15 protein-coding genes and 1 tRNA gene are annotated in these 19089 nt (G+C 66.4%); 5 read left to right on the forward strand and 11 right to left on the reverse strand.

The genetic code is table 11. The features are described from left to right. Positions 1-7: 7 nt before the first annotated feature. Together OHA40_RS03810 and OHA40_RS03815 are read right to left on the reverse strand one after the other, a co-directional pair. Positions 8-694 carry a PAS and ANTAR domain-containing protein gene (locus OHA40_RS03810; RefSeq protein ID WP_330231688.1) on the reverse strand — a complete coding sequence of 229 codons (687 nt, stop codon included), beginning with the start codon at positions 692-694 and terminating at the stop codon, positions 8-10. A gap of 390 nt (positions 695-1084) precedes the next feature. Then, positions 1085-1336 carry a S1 RNA-binding domain-containing protein gene (locus OHA40_RS03815; RefSeq protein WP_330231689.1) on the reverse strand — a complete coding sequence of 84 codons (252 nt, stop codon included), beginning with the start codon at positions 1334-1336 and terminating at the stop codon, positions 1085-1087. A gap of 710 nt (positions 1337-2046) precedes the next feature. Here OHA40_RS03815 and OHA40_RS03820 point away from each other — a divergent pair. After that, positions 2047-2637, forward strand: coding sequence for a DUF2231 domain-containing protein (locus tag OHA40_RS03820; RefSeq protein ID WP_330231690.1), 591 nt, complete (start codon positions 2047-2049; stop codon positions 2635-2637). Positions 2638-2670: 33 nt separating this feature from the next. Further along, positions 2671-3087 carry a hypothetical protein gene (locus tag OHA40_RS03825; RefSeq protein WP_330231691.1) on the forward strand — a complete coding sequence of 139 codons (417 nt, stop codon included), beginning with the start codon at positions 2671-2673 and terminating at the stop codon, positions 3085-3087. On the opposite strand, the gene OHA40_RS03830 is transcribed toward OHA40_RS03825, so the two are convergent. The 8 genes from OHA40_RS03830 to OHA40_RS03865 all read right to left on the reverse strand — a co-directional run bounded on the left by OHA40_RS03830 (position 3018) and on the right by OHA40_RS03865 (position 15160). Then, positions 3018-3512, reverse strand: coding sequence for a hypothetical protein (locus tag OHA40_RS03830; RefSeq protein WP_330231692.1), 495 nt, complete (start codon positions 3510-3512; stop codon positions 3018-3020). The genes OHA40_RS03825 and OHA40_RS03830 overlap by 70 nt on opposite strands. 117 nt (positions 3513-3629) lie before the next feature. Beyond that, positions 3630-5222, reverse strand: coding sequence for a carboxylesterase/lipase family protein (locus tag OHA40_RS03835; protein WP_330231693.1), 1593 nt, complete (start codon positions 5220-5222; stop codon positions 3630-3632). A gap of 430 nt (positions 5223-5652) precedes the next feature. Continuing rightward, positions 5653-9963 (reverse strand): aminotransferase class I/II-fold pyridoxal phosphate-dependent enzyme, encoded by a 4311-nt coding sequence (locus tag OHA40_RS03840; RefSeq protein ID WP_330231694.1) that lies wholly within the window; start codon positions 9961-9963, stop codon positions 5653-5655. Next, positions 9960-10220 carry an acyl carrier protein gene (locus OHA40_RS03845; protein WP_330231695.1) on the reverse strand — a complete coding sequence of 87 codons (261 nt, stop codon included), beginning with the start codon at positions 10218-10220 and terminating at the stop codon, positions 9960-9962. The genes OHA40_RS03840 and OHA40_RS03845 overlap by 4 nt, the downstream gene beginning before the upstream one ends. Positions 10221-10264: 44 nt before the next feature. After that, complete coding sequence (locus tag OHA40_RS03850; RefSeq protein WP_330231696.1) at positions 10265-11932, reverse strand: fatty acyl-AMP ligase; 1668 nt, start codon at positions 11930-11932, stop codon at positions 10265-10267. Positions 11933-12328: 396 nt separating this feature from the next. After that, entirely contained in the window at positions 12329-12679 is a 351-nt protein-coding gene (locus OHA40_RS03855; RefSeq protein WP_330231697.1) for a hypothetical protein, read from the reverse strand. Between the two features lie 85 nt (positions 12680-12764). Beyond that, positions 12765-13175 (reverse strand): hypothetical protein, encoded by a 411-nt coding sequence (locus tag OHA40_RS03860; protein WP_330231698.1) that lies wholly within the window; start codon positions 13173-13175, stop codon positions 12765-12767. A 332-nt stretch (positions 13176-13507) separates the two neighbouring features. Further along, entirely contained in the window at positions 13508-15160 is a 1653-nt protein-coding gene (locus OHA40_RS03865) for a S8 family peptidase (RefSeq protein WP_330231699.1), read from the reverse strand. A 271-nt stretch (positions 15161-15431) separates the two neighbouring features. Here OHA40_RS03865 and OHA40_RS03870 point away from each other — a divergent pair. Then, positions 15432-15505: transfer RNA gene (locus OHA40_RS03870), tRNA-Pro, on the forward strand. Positions 15506-15547: 42 nt separating this feature from the next. On the opposite strand, the gene OHA40_RS03875 is transcribed toward OHA40_RS03870, so the two are convergent. Continuing rightward, positions 15548-15769: a tyrosine-type recombinase/integrase gene (locus tag OHA40_RS03875; RefSeq protein WP_330231700.1), complete on the reverse strand. Its 222-nt coding sequence runs from the start codon at positions 15767-15769 to the stop codon at positions 15548-15550. Positions 15770-17404: 1635 nt separating this feature from the next. Here OHA40_RS03875 and OHA40_RS03880 point away from each other — a divergent pair. Together OHA40_RS03880 and OHA40_RS03885 are read left to right on the forward strand one after the other, a co-directional pair. Then, on the forward strand, positions 17405-18262 hold the full coding sequence (locus OHA40_RS03880; RefSeq protein WP_330231701.1) for an HNH endonuclease: 858 nt from the start codon (positions 17405-17407) through the stop codon (positions 18260-18262). A gap of 83 nt (positions 18263-18345) precedes the next feature. Beyond that, on the forward strand, positions 18346-18792 hold the full coding sequence (locus tag OHA40_RS03885; protein WP_330231702.1) for a hypothetical protein: 447 nt from the start codon (positions 18346-18348) through the stop codon (positions 18790-18792). Positions 18793-19089 lie beyond the last annotated feature (297 nt).

The following is a 19089-nucleotide window of genomic DNA, read 5'->3' on the forward strand; positions in this document are numbered from 1 at the left end:
CCGAGCGTCACGACTTGGAAACGCGCTCGTGGATGGTCAGCAGCAGGTGGTCGAAGGCGGTCTGCACCTGCGGCGGAACCGGGGGCAGGCGGTCGATTTCGGCGATGAGCTCGGCGGCCAGGTCACGAAGCTTGACGTTGGTTTCCTGCGAGCGCCATTGCAGAACGTGAAAGGCCTGGTCGGCATTGATCCGGTAGACGCGCATCAGCACGCCCTTGGCTTGTTCGATCAGCGCACGCGACTCGACCAGTCGCGGCAGCGTGTCATCGAGCAGGTCCTGCCGTTCCTCGGCGATGCTGGCGGTCAGATCGATGTAGTAACCCGCGCTGCCGGCGACGGTGCCGTCCTTGTCGGTCAGGATGTCGCCCAGCACGATGACGTGGTGCACCGCCCCGGCGGTATCGATGATGCGGTGGCGGCTGCAGAACGGTTGGGCGTTGCGGACCGACTTCTCGATCGCCTCGGCGACATGTTCCCGATCGTCGGGATGCTTGTGCGCGAGCAACAACTCCGTCGTCGGCGTCACCGAGTCCGGCGGGTAGCCGTGCATCGCGGCGACTTCGTCCGACCATTCCCACCGCTGATCGGCGAACCAGAACCGGAAGCTGCCCGTAGTCTGGGGCGTACCCGCCCCGACCACGCGGGCTACCGCCCCTTCGGCGGTGTCCACGATCGGGTCGCCCGATTCGTTCATCGCGTGAGTATGCTCCTAGGCTCCTACTGGGGCTTCAGTGTAGCTCCGTGGCCGTTCGCCACCGCCGTTTCACCAGGCAGACCTGCAGGTTGTCCGCGGCGACCTCGATGATGGCGGCCGTGGGCCAGCACCGCCAACGGTCGGCGTCCTGATCGCGGGCCTGGGCCGGAGCGAAGGCCGGTCCTCTAGGTCGGGCCGGCGGCGGAGGATGACGGCCATGCCTGCCGCGGCGAGCGCGGGCCGTGGCGTCCCGCTCGCCGAACGGACGGTCTGCCGGGATGAGTATGGCGGGTGGACAATCCTCCGCGCGCCCAACGTGGCGGCAGACGCGGATAGTCTGGGGGTGTGCCGGGGCAGGTGAAGTCTGCCCCGGCACACCTGTTCGCGCCGTTATTCAGCCTGCGCCAAGGCCACTCGATGCCGCACGGTGTCGATATCGAGGATGCGCACCGTCAGCGCCGCGCCGACCTGCGGTTCGGCGGACCATTCCGTCTTGTGCAGCAAACCGTGGACGCCGGGAGCGACCTCCAGGAAGGCGCCGAACGGCACGATCTGGACAACGGTCGCCTCGAGCACTCCGCCCCGGGCGTGGGCGGCGATAAACTCCGGCCACCCCTGCGGCGCTGTTTCCGAAGGGGACATGTCTTCACCTCCTTCCGATGTCCCTGTAACCCATGGGATTTCGCGAAGAAGGTGGCGGGCCCCTGGCCCGCGGGGCGATCACAGCCCGGCCGGGCATCCGTTCTGTGCGCGGCGCATCGCCGACCCGGCAGTCATGCCGTCGACCTTAACCCAGCCGATCGAGCACAGCAAGCTCGATCCCGGCGTATGACCAAGGCGTGCGCCACTTTTCGTCCCGCGGCGATCCTGTGCCGGGCAGCGCGCTGCGCGAACCGCGGCGGTCATACCTGCTCGCGCATCCGCGCGGCGGTGTTCGCGAGACCGTCCCTGTCGCGGTAGAACCTGAGCCCCGACATCGGTTCCGCCGCCCGCGAGCGCGACCGCGATCGCCGCACCGATGCCGGAGTCGCTCCAGGTCACCACGGCTCGCAGGCGCACCCGGGCGAGCCGCCGGGAGCGGAGCTGTAGTACGCGTGCTCGGCGGCTACCCGGTCGTCCACGAGTCACACCCGCCCGAGTCCATACACCCCGACGCAGAGCCCCCGCCGCACGGGAAGCCCGCAGTCTGTCCGGGACCTGCCGCGGCCACCTGGCCGACGACTCGAGACCCGGCGCGCAACCGAGCGGCGACCGCCCGCCAGCGGTTCCCGGCGAACCGGCGTCGAGCCCGGGAGACCGAGCCGAATGAATCGCTGAACTGGGCAGACGCCGGTCGTGATATCCGAGAGGCAATGGGTATTACCGAGACGGTGCTCGCCGCGCCCCCGGTGACACCGCAAGGCACCGTTCCGCCCAGTTCGGAGGTTGTCGTGACCAGCGATCCACAACAGGCGAAGCGCCCTGTGAGCGCGCTGCTGGCGGGTCCGTACGGACACCCGTTCCACCCGATTCTGGTGACCGTGCCGATCGGTGCCTGGGTGGCCAGCCTGGTGTTCGATATCGGCTCACGGGTCGTGGACGATCCGGACTTTCTCGCCGAAGGCGCGCTGTGGCTGATCGCGATCGGCGTGCTGGGCGCCCTGGCCGCGGCCGCGATCGGGTTCCTGGATCTGCTGGCGATCCCGAGCGGCACACCGGCGTTCCGGACAGGTTTGCTGCATATGAGCCTGAACCTTGCCGTTACCGTCGCCTTCGCGGTCGGCTTCCTGTGGCGACGTGCGGGCGAGGGGCCGCACGGTCCGGTCGCCTTCGGCCCGCTGCTGCTGTCCGCGGTGGGTCTCGCCGTGCTGGGGGTATCGGGCTACCTCGGTGGAAAGCTCGCCTATCGCTATGGCGTCCGAGTGGCCGACGAGGCCAGCCAGGCCGCCGGCTTCCAGCGCTGATCCCTATTCCGTTCGGAGCGAAAGGACTTCGTCATGGCCATCGCGGCATTGATCACCTGGCTGTTGACCGCGGCAGGCGGTTTCGTCCTGCTCAGCACATGGATCTCGAAAGGCGCTACGCGGCAACCGGGCACGACGCAGCTACCGCCCCCGGTCGTCTTCGGTCACTTTCTCCTCGCCGTCGTCGGGTTGATCGTCTGGATCATCTACCTCTTCACCGACCAGGACGCGCTCGCGTGGACAGCATTCATTCTCCTGATCCCCGTGGCCCTGCTCGGCTTGTTCATGTTCGCCCGCTGGCTCCCCGTATACCGCGCACAGTCCGCGCCCGGTCCGCAGGAGGCCGCCGAGGGCCACTTTCCCGTGGCAGTCGTCGCCGGTCACGGAGTCTTCGCAGTCACGACAGTAGTTCTGGTACTGCTGGCGGCCCTCGGCGTCGGTGGCAGCTGACCCTGCCGGGTCGAGGGCCGGACGTTCCCGGTGTGGCGGCGATTGCTCCATGCCACAAGCGCGGTCCCCATGGCGAGCGCCACGAGCCCTGCGACGTCGTAGCGGGCGATCCGTGCCAGCTCCGGGCTGATCGGCCGCTCGAGTACCGCGATCAGCACGAAACCGGCGTAACTGACCGCGTTCGCGGTCACGGCGGCGACGCGCAATCGCGGCCGGGCCACCGCCACCAGCAGACCGCCACCGACGATCGCGAACAGCACGCCACGGTGGCGCATCAAAACCTCTATATCAGCGAGCCCCACCCCGTACGCCGATTCGGCCCACTCGGGCGACACAGCGCCGAGTACCGGCACCGCATTCAGGGCTCCCGCCCCGGCCAACAGCGTTAGCCCGCATAGTCTGATCACCGGAAATGGCAGGCGCATGCAACCTCCTCGAACGTGGGTTATCCCAGCCAATGGTGGCCCGCACGTTCGAGGCCGCGCTTCCGTAAACCTGCCGCGAGAACACGCCCACGGCATCACGAACCGAATATCACGGATTCAGCGCGGGCGTTCGGACCAGAATCCGCATCTGTGCCTGGCGTCGAAATCGTGGGACATGGTGCTGCCGGTCGCGCGCATGATCAGCGCCGGACCGTCGAGGCTCCGACGGCTGGATTCCGGCCAGGCCGACCATGGGGGCAAGCCGGGTCCGTTCGGGTCGCCGGTGTGGGCGAAGGTGGTCCACCATCGCTGCATCTGCCGGGCGAAGGCATCGGACGGGCCGGTCCATGGGATCGGCACGCCCATCAGGCTGGTGAACAGGTAGGGCAATTCGGCGGAGTGGAAGGCGCCCGGCAGCACGGGATTGGTGTCGCCGAAGGGCGCCTGGTCGAATTCGTACTGCCACAGGGGATGTCCGGTGTCGTGCGCGACACGGCTGGTGAAGAGCGCTGGGCAGGCGAAAAGGCCATCGGTGATCACCGTGGATTGAGCGGCCGCCGGTGAGGGATAGTGATCGACCGGGTACTCGGCGAGTACTCGATCGGCGTAGGCGCCGAATGACTGGCGGACGTAGGTTTCATAACTTGCGGCATCCGGAGCGCGACCCCGCGCGTAGTCGGATTCGGCGACGAACAGGGCCCCTTCGTTGCCGTTGTTGCCGACGATGATGGGCGTTTTCCGGTCATCCGCCGCCAGTGCGGCATCGAGTGTGCGGGTGACGACGACGCCGTCGATGCTGGGCACCCAGATCGGCACCGGCCCGTCGAATTGAACGGTCGGCGACGCCAAGAGCTGCGCGGCCGGTAGCGCGCGCAAACAGGCCAATTGTGTTGCGGGATCGCCGCATCCGATACTTTCCGCGTAGCGCTGCGAGCGCGCGAAGGCGTCGTCGCGGTTGCCGGGGACCAAGGGCGACTGGGCGCAGGATCCACTTTGGATGATGGCTTTGTGGTAGAGGCCGCCGGAAGCGGGCGCGGCCAGATGTGTGCAGACGCTTCCGCCACCGGCGGATTCACCGAAGATCGTGACGTTGGCGGGATCGCCACCGAAGGCAGGGGCATTGTCGTGCACCCAGCGCAGGGCGGCCTGTTGGTCCTGGATCCCGACTGTTCCGGTCACTCCACCCGACTCGGCGGCCAGTTCGGGCAACGACATGAATCCGAACGGTCCCAGGCGATAGTTGGGGACCGCAACGATGACGTCACCTTCGGCGACCATCCGGGACGGGGCGTCGTATTGGCTGTTGGAACCGGTGACGTAGCCGCCGCCGTGGAAGAACACCATGACCGGCAGGTTTCTGTCGCGTGCGCCGTCGGGCACGTAGAGGTCGATGGTCAGGCAGTCCTCGCTGGTGGGGCCGGCCGGTGGTGTGCCGGGCAGATATCCGTTCTGCGGGCACAGCGGTCCGTGGTCGAGGGCAGGCCGGACGCCGGGCCAAGGTTCCACGGGCCGAGGGGGACGGAATCGGGCGTCGCCGCCGGTGGGTGCGGCAAACGGGATACCCAGGTATTCGACGACTCCGTCCGCGGCGAAGCCGGAGATCTCGCCGCCGGTCACGACCACCGTGGGTGGCGGCGACGCGACGGTGGGGGCAGGAGACCCGACGCACGAGAGGCCGATTGCCGCCATCCCGGAGATCGCGGATCGCATGATCGAGCGAATCATTGCTGCCCAATACCTCCGATGCGGTCGCTAGGGTCGGCAGCGAGGAGGTTTTTTCGGCAGCGTCGAGCGCCGACGTCGATCAGCTGGAGGTGGTACCGCACCGTCGGGTCAGGACCCGAGGAACCACACTCGAAGCACCGAAAACCTCGCCCAGAACCCTCACCCGGCCACCACACACCGACAGCAACACCGTTGATTGCCGGGCCGACCGCACCGCCCAACCTGAACGGATGGACAGCGGCCAACGTGCACCGCCCTCATCGCCCGCAGCCCTCAGCCCAACCGCAGTCCTTCGACCGGCCGAGCTGGAGACATGGCATCTCGGACAGATGCTACAGCGGCACGTACCGCGTGGTCCTGCACGGCGCGAGTCTCGGCACGAGCGGTTCCCCGCTCACCTGCGGGCCGCCGGGGATCAACTCCCGGAAAGCAGTGCGATTTCCTCGGCGAGGACCTTCACGGTGTCGCGAATCTGGTCTTCGGTATGGCAGGCAGTGACGAAGAACCGAAGGCGCGCAAGGTCTTCCGGTACCGCCGGATACAGGATCGGGTTGACGTTGATGCCGCGGCGCAGCAGCGCGTTGGACAGCTTCAGCGTCTTCAGCGAGTCGCCGACGATGCACGGGATGATCGGCGTGTCGTGGCTGTCGCCGGTGTCGATCCCGGCGTCGCGGGCCAGATGCAGGAACAACCGCGAGTTGTGCCGCAGCCGTTCGAGCGGCTCGCGGTCGGCTCGCAGCTGCCGGATCGCCGCCGCCGACGCGGCCGCGTTCATCGGCGTCATACCGACGCTGTAGACGAATCCGGGCGTCGTGTATTTCAAGAAGCGGATCAGCTCCGCACTGCCCGCGACATAGCCTCCGCAGCCGGCGAGGGCCTTCGACATGGTGCCGGACCACAGTTCCACATCGTTGCGATCGACGCCGAAGTATTCGCCGATTCCGCCGCCGCCTTCCCCAAGCACGCCGACGCTGTGCGCCTCGTCGATCATCAGCAGCGCCTTGTGCTTCTTCTTGATCGCGATGATCGCGGGCAGCTCGGGAATATCGCCGTCCTGGCTGTACACGCCCTCGATCAGGATGAGAACCCGCCGGTACTGATGCCGGATTCGGGTGAGCAGCTCATCGAGCGCGGCGTGGTCGTTGTGCGGGAACGGCCGACGAGTCGCGCCCGACAGCTTGCAGCCTTGCAGGATGCTGTCGTGCGCCAAGCTGTCGTGGATGACGAGGTCTTCCGGTCCGACCAAGTGCCCGATGATCGTGACGTTGGTGGAGTGGCCACCCACGAGCGCGATGGCGTCCTCGGTACCGAGCAAGGCGGCGAGTTCGGCCTCCAGCTCGCGGTGTACCGGCTTCTCGCCGGAGAGTACCCGGCTGGCCGAGCACGAACTGCCATAGCGCGCCACGGCGTCCTGAACGGCCGCAACGACCGCGGGATGGCCGGTGAGGCCCAGGTAGTTGTAGCTGGAGAAGTTGATCACCTGGTCCCCGCCGATGACCGAGGTGTCTCTGGTGACCCCGTCGTTGACGAGGAAGTAGGGATTGGACAGACCGAGTGCTTCCGCGCCGGAAAGCCGATCGTCGATCGCCTTCACTTCCGCGAAGTCGGCGATCCGGTACTCCGGCTCGACGGCGGCGGGCCTGGGTTCGGACGCGCACGGAGCCGTCACGCCCTGGCTGGGCCCGCCGGAACCGGGCGGTTCGCCGACCTGACCGGTGACGTAACCGATCACGTCGCCGAGCGTCGTCGTCGGCGTGAAGCAGGCCGGGTCGATGGTCAGTCCGGGTACCCTGCGGATGAGCCCCGCGAACAGGTCGGTCAGCATGAGCGAATCGAATCCGAGTTCGTCGCCGAGAGTTTGCGCGTCGCGGAGCCGATCGACAGGGAAACCGCTCACCCTGGCCAGTTCCGCGCGGACCACACCGGCGACCGCGTCCGGGGCGAGGGCCATGTGCCCGGTCGCCGTCTGCGCCGCGGGCGACAACTGCGCGGCGACCGACTGGGTCGCCCCCATCTGTGGCGCGGCCGGTTGTGCCGCGCCGTTTTCCCCTGTGCCTGCCACAAGGCTCGCTAGCACCGCGTTCTGCTCGCGGAAGAACGAAATCAGCTGCTCCATGGTCGTTTCCTCGGTGTGTGCGGAAGTCGAAGGGATAGTGGGTGGTTCGACCCAGAACCGGTGCTCGGTGGAGAACTCGTACACCGGAAGGCGACGGCGCACCCGCTGCGCCGGTTCGTAGAACTCGTCCCAGTTCGGGTCGAATCCGTCCCGGTACAGCGCGGCCAGCGTTCCGGCCAATTCGCTGCCGGTCGCGGCGGGCCCCGGACTGGGTGCCAGGCAACGCGCCGCCAGGCCGGGACGAATCCGGCCGACCAGAGCCGCGAGCACGCGGCGCGGACCGACTTCGATCACGTGCGTGGGGTCGGTGCCGAGAGCGGCCTCGATGGCGTCGCCGAACCGGACGGTGGCACGGACGTGCTCGGTCCAGTACGCGGCGTCCATCGCCTCGTGCCCGTCGAGCAGGCGGCCGTGCACGGTCGAGTAGATCGGAAGAACCGGTGCGCGGTAGGTGCATTCGCGGGCGATGGCCTCGAACTGCTCCAGCATCGGCGTCATCAGCGGACTGTGGAATGCGTGGGAAACGGTGAGTTCCTTCGTGCTCACCGCACGCGCGGCGAGCGCATCCCGAATCCGGCCCAGCGCCGCGGCGGCACCGGAGAGCACGAGTTCGCCAGGACCGTTGACGGCGGCGAGCGCGACCTCCGGTTCGTCCGCGAGCAACTCGGCGATCTGTTCGGTGGCCGCCCGCACGGCGAGCATCGCGCCGTCGTCCGGTAGCTGTTGCATCAGCCTGCCGCGCGCGACGACCAGTCGGCAAGCGTCGTCCAGGTCGAACACCCCGGCCACCGCCGCGGCCGCGAATTCGCCGATGCTGTGACCGATCAGCCAGGCAGGCCGGGCGCCCGCGCCGGAAAGCGACTCGGCGAGTGCGTACTCCATCGCGAAGATCGCCGGTTGCGCGAGGTCGGTGCGGTCGATGTCGACGCGCTGATCGAGCAGCAGTTCGCGCACCGAGCGGCCGAGGTGGGCCGTCATGGCGTGGTCGACTGTTGCGAGGGCGCGCCGGAACAAGGGGCTCGCCGCGTCCAGTGCCCTGGCCATGCCCGCGAATTGCGAGCCTTGGCCGGTGAACATCCAGCCGACGCTGATCGGTCCCGCGACACCGCATTCCAGGTCGCCACGCAGACGCGCGATCGCGTCGTCGCGGTCGGCGGCAACGATCGCGAGCCGGTGCCGGCCCGACGCCTTGGCGCGATTGCTCGTCCAGCACAGCTGCGCGAAGCGCCCCGGCGGCACCGCCGCCAATGACTCGGCCAGGCGATGCGCGTTACGCCGCAGCCCTTCCGCGTCGTTCGATGACAGGGTGAGTACACCGCCGCCGGACACCGAGGGAGTTTCCATCACAGGGGCGCTGCCGAGCACGATGTGGGCATTCGTGCCGCCGATGCCGAAGCTGCTCACGCCGCCGTGCGCGGGCCCGTCCAGCGGCATCGGTTCGGCGAGCAGTCGCAAGCCGTGCTGCGCCATCCGCAGCTGCGGATTCTCCTGGTCGGCGAACCGCGACGGCGGGACGACACCGTGGTGCAGGCCGAGTGCGACCTTGATCAGGCCGGCGACGCCTGCCGCGCCCTCGGTGTGGCCGAGATTGCCTTTGATCGAACCGATTCCGCAGGGTCGCGCGCGGTCCTTCGCGTGCAACTTCCCGAGCGCCTTGATCTCGATCATGTCGCCGAGCACTGTTCCGGTGCCGTGCGCCTCGAGAAAATCGACGTCCTCGGGCCGGACTCCGGCCCGTTCACACGCCTCGCCGATCACCTGCTGCTGCGCCCACCGGTTCGGTGCGGTGACGCCGTTGCTTCGTCCATCGGAGTTGACCGCGCTGCCCTTGATCACCGCGTAGATCGGGAGGCCCGCGGCCTGCGCGTCGGCGAGCCGCCGCAGCACGAGCACGGCTACGCCCTCGCCGCGGACGATTCCGTCGGCCTTGCCGCTGAACGGTTTGCATCGGGCGTCCGGCGCGGAGAGCCCGGCTTGGGTGTAGAACACCCCGACGGCCGGGGTGAGCACGAGGTTGACGCCACCGGCGACCGCCTGGTCGCATTCCCCGGAAGCCAGTGCGGCGCAGGCGAGGTGGATCGCGACCAGCGAGGACGAGCAGGCGGTGTCGACCGCGATGCTCGGCCCCTTCAGGTCGAACTGGTAGGACAGCCGGTTGGCGGTCATGAAGTACCCGTTGCCCGAGCCGTGCTGCGGCGTGATCGCGGCGTAGTCGCTCATCTGCAGGTTGGCCCATTCGTTGGCCATCACCCCGACGAAAACCCCGGTTCGCGAGCCGGCCTCGGCGCGAGGGTCCAGCGTGGCGTCCTCGAAAGCCCGCCAGGTGGCCTGCAACAGCAGCCGCTGTTGCGGATCCATCGCTTCCGCTTCCCGCGGAGTGATACCGAAGAACTCGTCGTCGAACGCGTCGGCATCGTCGATGAATCCGCCGCTGCGGGTGTTGATCGTGCCGGGCGCGCCGGCCGGGTCGTGGAAGTCGTCGGCATCCCAGCGATTCGCCGGAACCTCGGAGATCACGTCTCGTCCGTCGATCAGCAGCTGCCACAGCGCGGCGGGATCGGATGCCTGCGGGAATCGGCAGTCGAGGCCGACGATGGCGATATCGGTCATGCGGCTAGCGCGAATTCGGCGGCGATATGAGCGGCGATGGTGGCGATGGTGGGGTAATCGAAGACCAGAGTCGGATCCACTTCGAGCGACCACCGGTCCTCGATCTCGCCGCACAGGTTGATCCCCGCCACGGAGTCCATGCCGAGCTCGGCGAGCGGGACCGCGGGATCGACCTGGTGCGGTGCGCGTTCGGTGTAGTCGGCGACGCGCTCCACGAGCCAGCTCTGGATCGGGTAGCTGACGGCTGTGCTGGACATGTTGGACTCCTCGGCTGGGTACAGGTTGGTCATACGGTGATCGGTCATACGGTGATTGATCGGCTCAGTGCCGGTTCGAGATCCTCGTACAGGACACCCACGAGGCGATCCTGGAGAAACGACTCCCGCATCGAGCTGCGTTGGACCTTGCCGCTGGTGGTGCGGTGCACCGATCGGGGGGCCACGAGTACGACACTCGGCGCGGGCACGTCGAATCGGCGCGCTACCGTGGCCTTGATCGCGGAGGTCAGTTCGGCGAACGTGGTGTCGCCTTGCAGCGCCGTCTTGACACCCTGCAGCACGACAAGTCGTTCCCGGCCGCCCGCGTCGACGGATACGGCGACGCCGGGACTGTCGGCGATCGCCGGATGCAACTCGCGCACCATCTCCTCGACGTCCTGGGGATAGACGTTGCGGCCGTTGATGATCAACAGATCTTTGAGGCGGCCCGCGACGAACAGCTCGTCGTCACGCAGCAGACCGAGATCACCGGTACGCAGGAACGGCCCCTCGGTGCCGATGTGGGCGTCGAAGGTTTCGCGGGTCTCGTCGGGGCGGTTCCAATAGCCGGCGGCGACGCTGTCGCCGCGGATCCATATCTCGCCGACAGTGTTCTCCGCCAGCTGTTGCCGTGTGTGCGGGCAGACGATGCGGATGTCGAGCCCACGGGCCGCCTGTCCGCAGCCGACGAGCCGGGTATCGCGTCCGATGTCGAGATAGACGGGTGCCGAGGGGATCGTTCCCGCGCTGGCGAGCAGTGTCACCTCGGCCAAGCCATAGGCCGGCCGGAACGTCGTCGGCCGCCAACCCGCGAGCCCGAACCGTTCGAGCACCGCTGCTATCGTCCGTTCGCGGACCGGCTCGGCGCCGCTCAGCGCGATCTCGAGGGTGCTGAGGTCGAGATCGGCCAGCTGCTCGTCGGTTACCCGACGCGCGATCAGGTCGTATGCGAAATTCGGTGCGGCGGTGAAGGTTGCGCGGTACTTGTCGATGGCCTGCAGCCAGCGCACCGGACGCTTGAGAAACGTCGTCGGCGCCATGAGCACCAGGTTCGCACCGGCGTACATCGCCCCGAGCAGCATCCCGATCAGGCCCATGTCGTGGAAGTGCGGAATCCAACCGACGCCGGTCCCGGCATCGTTCATCCCGCCCGCGGCGATGGCGGCCTCGTTGTGCATGAGGTTGCGGTGCGTCACGACGACGCCTTTCGGTGTTCCCGTCGATCCCGACGTGTACTGCAGGAACGCGATCGTCCCCGAGTCGATATCGGGCATCTGCCACGCGTCGGGATCACCGGCCAGATCGCCGGTCGCGACCACGAGAACAGGCGTAGCCGCCGCGACAAGCGGCTCGAAGCGCGCGGTCGTGAGTACCAATCGGGCGCCGGAATCCGCGATCACACTCGCTACGCGTCGGGCGCTGCTGGCGTCGTGCGGCACCGGCGCGGGGACGGCCACGACCCCGGCGTACAGACAGCCGAGAAACGCCCGCAGGAACTCCATTCCGTCGAGATACAGGAGCACCACCGGCTCCGCCGACTCCGGACGCTGCGCCAGCCAGGCGGCGAAGGCCCTGGCATCGCGGTCGAGTTCACGGTAGGTGAGGATCTCCTCGCTCAGCTCACGCCCGGCTTCACGAAGGTAGGTGTACGACCTGGTATCCCCGTATTCGGCAACCTGCTGCCTGAGGTGGTGGACGTAACTGGGCTGCATTCGTGATTCCTTCGCGGGAGAGATGGTCATCGGTGTCGGCTATAACTCTCGGCCGTCCACAGCCGTACAACCAGGCACCTCAGGGACCGACCAGCAAACCGCGGGGTGGGCACAATCCCACCCTTGGGTGTGTGGTGGCCCGTAGACCAAGTTCTCCAGCGGCAGCACCTGGAGCTCGACGCCTTGCCCACTCTTATCGCCACGATCGTGGGCGCTTCCTACGGCGCTGCGACCGGACGGATCTTCCACAGCGGCAGCGACGGTCGTTGCCCTCGTCGCACGACCGCGTTGGTGCCGGAGGCGTCCGCTAGGCCGAAGCTGATCCTGCCCGCGACCCGATGCGGCGGGCGCTCGCACGGCGAGTTGACGCACCGGTCCCGCGGGTCTGCGCAGCGCTCACTGCGGCGGCCGCTCAGCGGAGCGCAGGTTGGCGGCCGAGGCAGAGGCAATCGCGACCGCAAGACCGCGCAACTCGCCGGGGATCAGCACCGATCGGATGGCGCCCTGAAAGCACTCCAGCATGGCGCCATCGGACCACCGCACGTCGTAGCGATACCAGCAGCGCCCGTCACTGCGACTGCGCTGGATATCCCGCTCGGTCCGCACGGCCAGTTCGATCAGCGCGGCCGCGACCTGGCTCGGCTCGCCCGTGCTGGCGATCTTCCACCACGGCCGACGGAAATGGCCCGGCTCGGAGATCTCGACCAGGTACAACAGTGGCATGCCCACGGCGTCGGAGGCGGTCATACCGCACAGACTGCACCAAAACGGACTGGACGGACAGGTGAAACGCCGGATGTGCGCCGAGCCGCGACCTATCCTGCCGTGACCGCTACGACTCGATGCGGTCCAGGAGCCAGCGAGGACCGACTGCCTTCGCCCCGATCGCCTCGACACGGCCACGAAGACCGCGATCCGCCGTCACGACAGTGACCGGACGGTTGCCGTCCTCCGCGATCGCCGCGGCCATCACACCGACTATCGCGTCATCTCCCGAACCCTCCGCCCGCACTACACACAGGTTGGCGAATTCCGGATCGGACGCTCCGGTGACCGCGGCCTTCGCCGCGCCCTCGAGCACGACAATCAACTCGGCCGGTTGTTCCAGGCACTCGTCGAGGCCGGCCACTTTCGTGAGCAGTCGCCGAGCCGCACCCGGACGATCACGCCACCACCCATCGGGCCGCGAGCCGACGACATTCGCGGCGTCTACCACGATCAACTGATCGCTGTTCTCCGTCACCCCACACAGTCTCCTCCCCGGACGGTAGCTTTTTGCAGCGCCTGCAGCACTGCGTGTCCGCGGCCCCCCTCATGGCTCGTGTCGGAGCGACCGCCGCTAGCGACTTCGTCGCGGACGCGGCGGCTACCCCGACACGAGCCGGGCCGCGAACAGTCGGTGACAGGTCTCGCTGCGCTCGAACACCACAGTTGGGCCAGAGTGGGCGCGCATAGCTGTATCCGCCGGCCCTCCGCCCTGTACGCGAGCAACGCCTCTCGTGCGGCTCGTGTCAGCTGGCGCTGTCAATTGATCGGATCGGCGGTCGAGGTAGATCAGACCGACGTTCGGTGGGTTCAGCGCACCGGCAGCGGACTGCGCACCGCGGGCCTGGCCGCTCGAACCGCGGTGAGCGCGTTGAGTCTGCCGTAGCCGTACTTGTGGCTGTGCCCGTCCGCGTCGTAGCCTCCGCCCTGTGGATCAATCTTGTCGCAGGCCCCTTTCAGCAGGTCCTTGACCTCATGCCAGGCCAGATCCGGATTCACCGACAACACCAGAGCCGCCACCCCGGCAGCGCCTGGGCAAGCGCTGGAGGTGCCGCCGAAGTCGTTGGCGTAGTTGCCCGCCGCATCGCCCGATCCGGACCCGCCCGGGTTGTAGCCGTCCCGGCCGCGCCGGTCCACCGTCCAAATGCCCGGAGTCAGCGGGTCCGGATGCGCGAACGGCGCGTGCCCGAAGTCGCTACTGGGGAACGCACACCACACCGCTTTTCCGAAATCGCTGTACACGCTGCGTTTCCCGGTGTCGTTACACGCCGCGACGGCGATGACCTTGGCGAAACCGGCGTAGCCGTCATTGTCCACGGACTCGTTGCCGTTACCCGCCGCGAACAGGACCACACAGCCCTTACCACCGCGTCCGGCAGTGACAGCGTGCTCGATCGCCAGCCGCGTGCTGGCCGGCAGCGCCACGACCCGATTGTGCAGCGAGTCGTTCGGGCGGAACCAGTCGCCGTCCGGCGGACCCCAACTGCACGAGATGACGTCTGCACCGTGCTCGACGGCCCACTGGAAGGCCCGCGCCTCAGCCTGCGACCCGAGCCCCGACGCGAGCCGGATCGGCATCAGCGCGGCCCGCGGCGCCACTCCCGACGCTCCAGCCGTGCCGTTCGCGCACGCCACGCCGGCGCACGCGGTGCCGTGATTGTCACCGCCGTCAGGGCCGGTGCCGGACATGTCCTTGGGGCGCGGATCGTTGGTCTGCAGGGTGACATCGCGCGGCGCGACCACCTTCCCGGCCCCCGCGAACTCGGGATGGTCGATGTCGACACCGTCATCGATGACGGCGATCGTCACCCCGGCGCCGCGCGCGGCGGCATGGGCCGCTTCCACGCCCGCGTGCGCGTCGACCGTCACACCGCCGATCACCGTCTTCTTCAGGTGCCACTGCTGCGGGAAGATCGCCTTGCGGGAACGGCGCCGAATCAGCTCCGGGTGGCAGTATTCGACGTCGTCGCGGCTCAGCAGCGCATTCGCGATATCGAACACCCGCTGACCGGTACCCTCCGGCGCCGCGGTGAAGTACGCATTGGTCGCATACGCAACCGCCTCCTTGACCCGCAGACCCGCCGCCGCCAACACGGCAAGACAATGCTCGTGATCGACCCGGTCGACGAACTTCACGAAGATGTTCTCCGTGTAGAGCACCGGCTCCTCGGTGCCGGGATCCACCAGCACATGCCCGGCGAACCGCACTTCCGGCGCGGCATCCAGCACCGGTTTGCGTTCCTCCACCGACGCCCCCGTCGGCAGCCGATACACCTCGACCCCCGCCTCCGGGTACGCCTGCACCAACGTCGCATCCTCGAGCTCGGCAGCAAGCGGCGTCCGGACCGACCCAGTCTTCCGCCGGATCCCCCGCCCACTGTGCGTCCGCACCACGATCAGATCCGGACTCTCCTCGAGCTCGAATCCAGGATCTTCCTTCGAACCGAAAATAGCCGTAGGCACAACGATCTCCTTCCCCGCGCGCACCGAGCACCCCAACGAATCTAGCCCCGCGAACCACCGGAATCCCGAGTAATGCGGTACTCGCTATTCGTTACGCCTGACCGCACTGGACTTGGGTTCGAGACGGCACCACAGACACGCCTCAGGCCGTGGCACCGGGCCGCAATGCCGCGCCCCCTCCCGCATCCGCGGACGCGCTCCTGACTAGGCGATTAGCTCCCCCACCGGATCGTGCGGTAATCTCTTCGAGCGCCCGCGAAGCGGGACGCAACGGGCTGTGGCGCAGTTTGGTAGCGCACTTGACTGGGGGTCAAGTGGTCGCAGGTTCAAATCCTGTCAGCCCGACAGACCAGAAAGCCCCTCTGACCAGCGTCGGAGGGGCTTTCTTCATTCACCGACCACGCGCAGAGCGGGACCAGAACGGGACCGCAGATGCTCCGACAGCTTGTCACCGGCTCCAGTGATCTCCCGGCGGTCCGGATGTAGGTACCGCTCGGCGGTCCGGCTATCGGCGTGCCCGGCGATCTTCTGGAGCACGTGCGAACTCACCCCCATATCGGCCATCCAGGTCAGTCCGGTGTGCCGCAGATCCATCCTGTCAAGCGCCATCGTGGCCACAACAGTCCGACTCGACTTGCGACCTGGCTCGGCTCCCTCGCGCACTGTCACAATCCTTCGAGTCAACCGAAGGACCGTTGATACCTTGGTACTCGAAGATTCGACGGTCGTCGTAGGAACACCAGACGACACGTACGAAGTGGTAGTCCACGACCGTCTCGCCCAGCTCGACTTGCCCGAGTCCAGGCACTACCGGAGCCGCCTCGGAGCAGGTAGCGGATACGACGCCGAACACCGAGCCATCCTCGCGGAACTACAGCGGAAAGAACGACTCAAGCGCAACCGGGATGGCGGCTACTGGATCGCCGAGGCCGATCCCCGCGCGGCGAATCATGCACTCGTTGCACACTACCCACGGCCACAAGTTGGTTTGGTCGCCTTGGCCACCGACGGAGCAGCCGACATGCTAGCGCCGCTTGGTATTTCGTGGCTCGACGTTGCACGCCTTGATCGCCAGGGCTTGCCGGGGTTCTTGCCTTTGCGCGACGCCGGGAAGCGTACGACAACCCTCACGGCCAGCAGCGACCGCGGGCGAAGCGTCACGACGACAAGACGGTCGCTGGAGTTCACCCCCCTCTAGCTCTTGCTAGCAGGCGAGCATGGGATCTTGATATCATGCAACCATCACGCGAGTGATGCCGAGAGGTGGGACGCCGTTGGCGCGACGCCCCACCAGGTGGGTTAGCTAGCCCGCACTCGGCGGACCAGGACCAGAGCCCCGGCGATCACGGCAGCAACTACCAGGATGATGCCGTAGTCGACCGGGGTCTCTTGCTTTCTCCGGCGATGTTTCGCCATCCCCACCACCTCCTTCCTGGGCGCGGTGTGTGGACCAAGTCCACCGCCCCTCGGCTGGAGGTCCATCCACCCTACGTGATCGAGCCGACATGAACCGTTGAACCCCAACAGGTTCCAGCACTTCGCCTGCCGGTCCAGGGCGCGATCCACAACGGATGACGATCTCACCCACGTTGGGGCGATTGGCCTTCCGCTTTCGAGCGTGCCCCGCGTTGTGCGAGTTGTTACCGAATTCCGCCATACAGGCATCAAGAGCACACCGGCGGCGCTACGCGCCGCCGCCGCGCAACCGCTCACCTCCTCGGCAAGCCTCGTCGGTGGCGGCGCGTCGGCAGCGCGATGGCCGCCGGTGCGCATTTTGGTTCTCTTCGCGTGTTCTGGCATCCGCTTCGGCGACGTGGCAGCACGCAGACTCCTCAGCGCTGGCCGTTTTTTCGTTCACCGAGCAGTGCTGGGCACTTCGCCTGACGTCCCCGACTTGCTCTCCCGCAGCACGCCCACGAATCCGCCGGCACTCGCACGTGGGGCCTGGCTGTGGTCCGGTCGCAGGAACTTCGAAACCGAGCTGACCTGCACGGATGAATTGCTGAACAAATCCGACGACAGAGAGCACGCCGCGGCACCTTGTCGACGGGGCATCGTGTGGTTGCGAAACCCCTGCCTCCTCATGGCCCGATTGTCTGACCTCGCTCGGTCGTGTCAAGGGAAAGAACGCCCTTGACACGACCTCCCTCCGCTCAGGGATGGCCAGGACGGGGAAGTAGGGGAAGGGAAGTCACCCGGACGGAAACCGTCGAGATCGTGTGAACAGGGCCTAGCATCGGGGCAATGCGCTCGACGAACGCTCATGATCGAGAATGGTTCTCGCACTATGGCCACCGCACCTTCGAACTTGCCGACCGACTGTATGGCATGGCCCTCGCTGGATTGCCAACAGTCGCCCGCATCCGAGATGAGGAACGAGAGACCGAGTTCATTGCGTCATGGCCGAGAGATACTCTCGTTCATCGCCTCGCGCGAATGTCTGCCCACGATATGTTCTACGACGAGGCGGACGCTAAGCCTTCGACGTGGGATATCCACAGCAAGACGACGGCCGGAGAATACCGCACTGTGCACTACATGTCGGTAACGGTGGCGCTCCTCAATTACCGCCTGGAGCGTATACAGGACAGTTTCGAAGTACCCAGCACCCCCGATGCCCGCGACATATGCCACGACCACTTCGTCAACGATGTGATGTGGAGCGCACCCTACGAACAGCTCCTACAGAAGATGGCCGACGAGGTCTTCCATGCGATCTTCCCGTACCGCACCATGCTCTACAACCTCAACTGGATCGCCGCCACCTTCATCTCCGAACTCGACGCTGAGATGTGTGGCACGGAACCCGAGGTAGCCAAGCTTTTCGCGCGGCCGGGGCGACTCAGACGCAAAACGATCCCAGAGTGGGTGCAGCGAGCAGTCTTCTTTCGGGATCAAGGGCATTGTACCTACTGCAAGCGAGACCTGACCGGGCTGATGCACGCGATGTCCAGGGAGAACTACGACCACATGGTTCCTCTCGCAGAGGGTGGGTTGAACGACGTCACCAACCTTCAATTGCTCTGTAGCGAGTGCAATTCGAAAAAGTCCGCCAAAATTATCGTACCGAGCAACCAGTACATGAGGTGGTTCACCTCGTGAGGGATGCCAAGCTATGAATTGGTGCGGCCCGAGGATTGAAAATTCGAAGCGTATCGCGTTCGGGCGGAGTATAGTCGTGCGCCATGCGCGACTTTTCAGAGTTTATTGATGACCGAACTCGGTCACTGCCGCCGGACACTTGCCCGCACTGCACAGGGTCGTTTCGAGACAAAACGGAAACAAAGGATCACATACCTTCAAAGGTGTTGTTGCGAAAGCCTTACCCGTCCAATGTGCCGACCATTCCAATTTGCGAAGAATGCAACCTGAAATTCTCCATCGACGAGGAGTATTTGTACGCCTTCCTGGGATGTGTCTTCGCTGGCTCGGCCGAGGTAGATGACCAGGTTGACGCACTGGCCCGCGCGATGCTCGTAAGAAGTCCCAAATTGCAGGCGCGTATCGCTGCGGCGCAGGCAAATACGCTGCCCGGAACCGGTCCGATATTATGGTCTCCTGAAATGCAGCGCATCGAGAAAGTTCTCATCAAGAATGCGCGTGGACATGCACTGTTCGAGTTAGGTGTATGACGGCCTGACAAACCCGACACCGTGGTCTTCGTCGCGCTGGAAGCGATGACAGCTTTTCAGCTAGCCGAATTCGAAATGGTTTCACAAGACTTGCTGGCCGAGATTGGCACGAGGCTCTATTCTCGGATGACTTTGGACGCCGATCTGGTTAATGGATGGGTTGTCGTACAAGACGGAAACTACCGATTCTACGTGGAGGCCGAAGGCGATTCCGTGAGAGTTCGAATTGTCATATTCGAATATCTCGCAGGAGAGGTGAGGTGGCTGCAGATGCCCGTGCCGCCCCTCGCGCTCTTG

The sequence above is a fragment of the Nocardia sp. NBC_00508 genome, from assembly GCF_036346875.1.
GTDB lineage: Bacteria > Actinomycetota > Actinomycetes > Mycobacteriales > Mycobacteriaceae > Nocardia.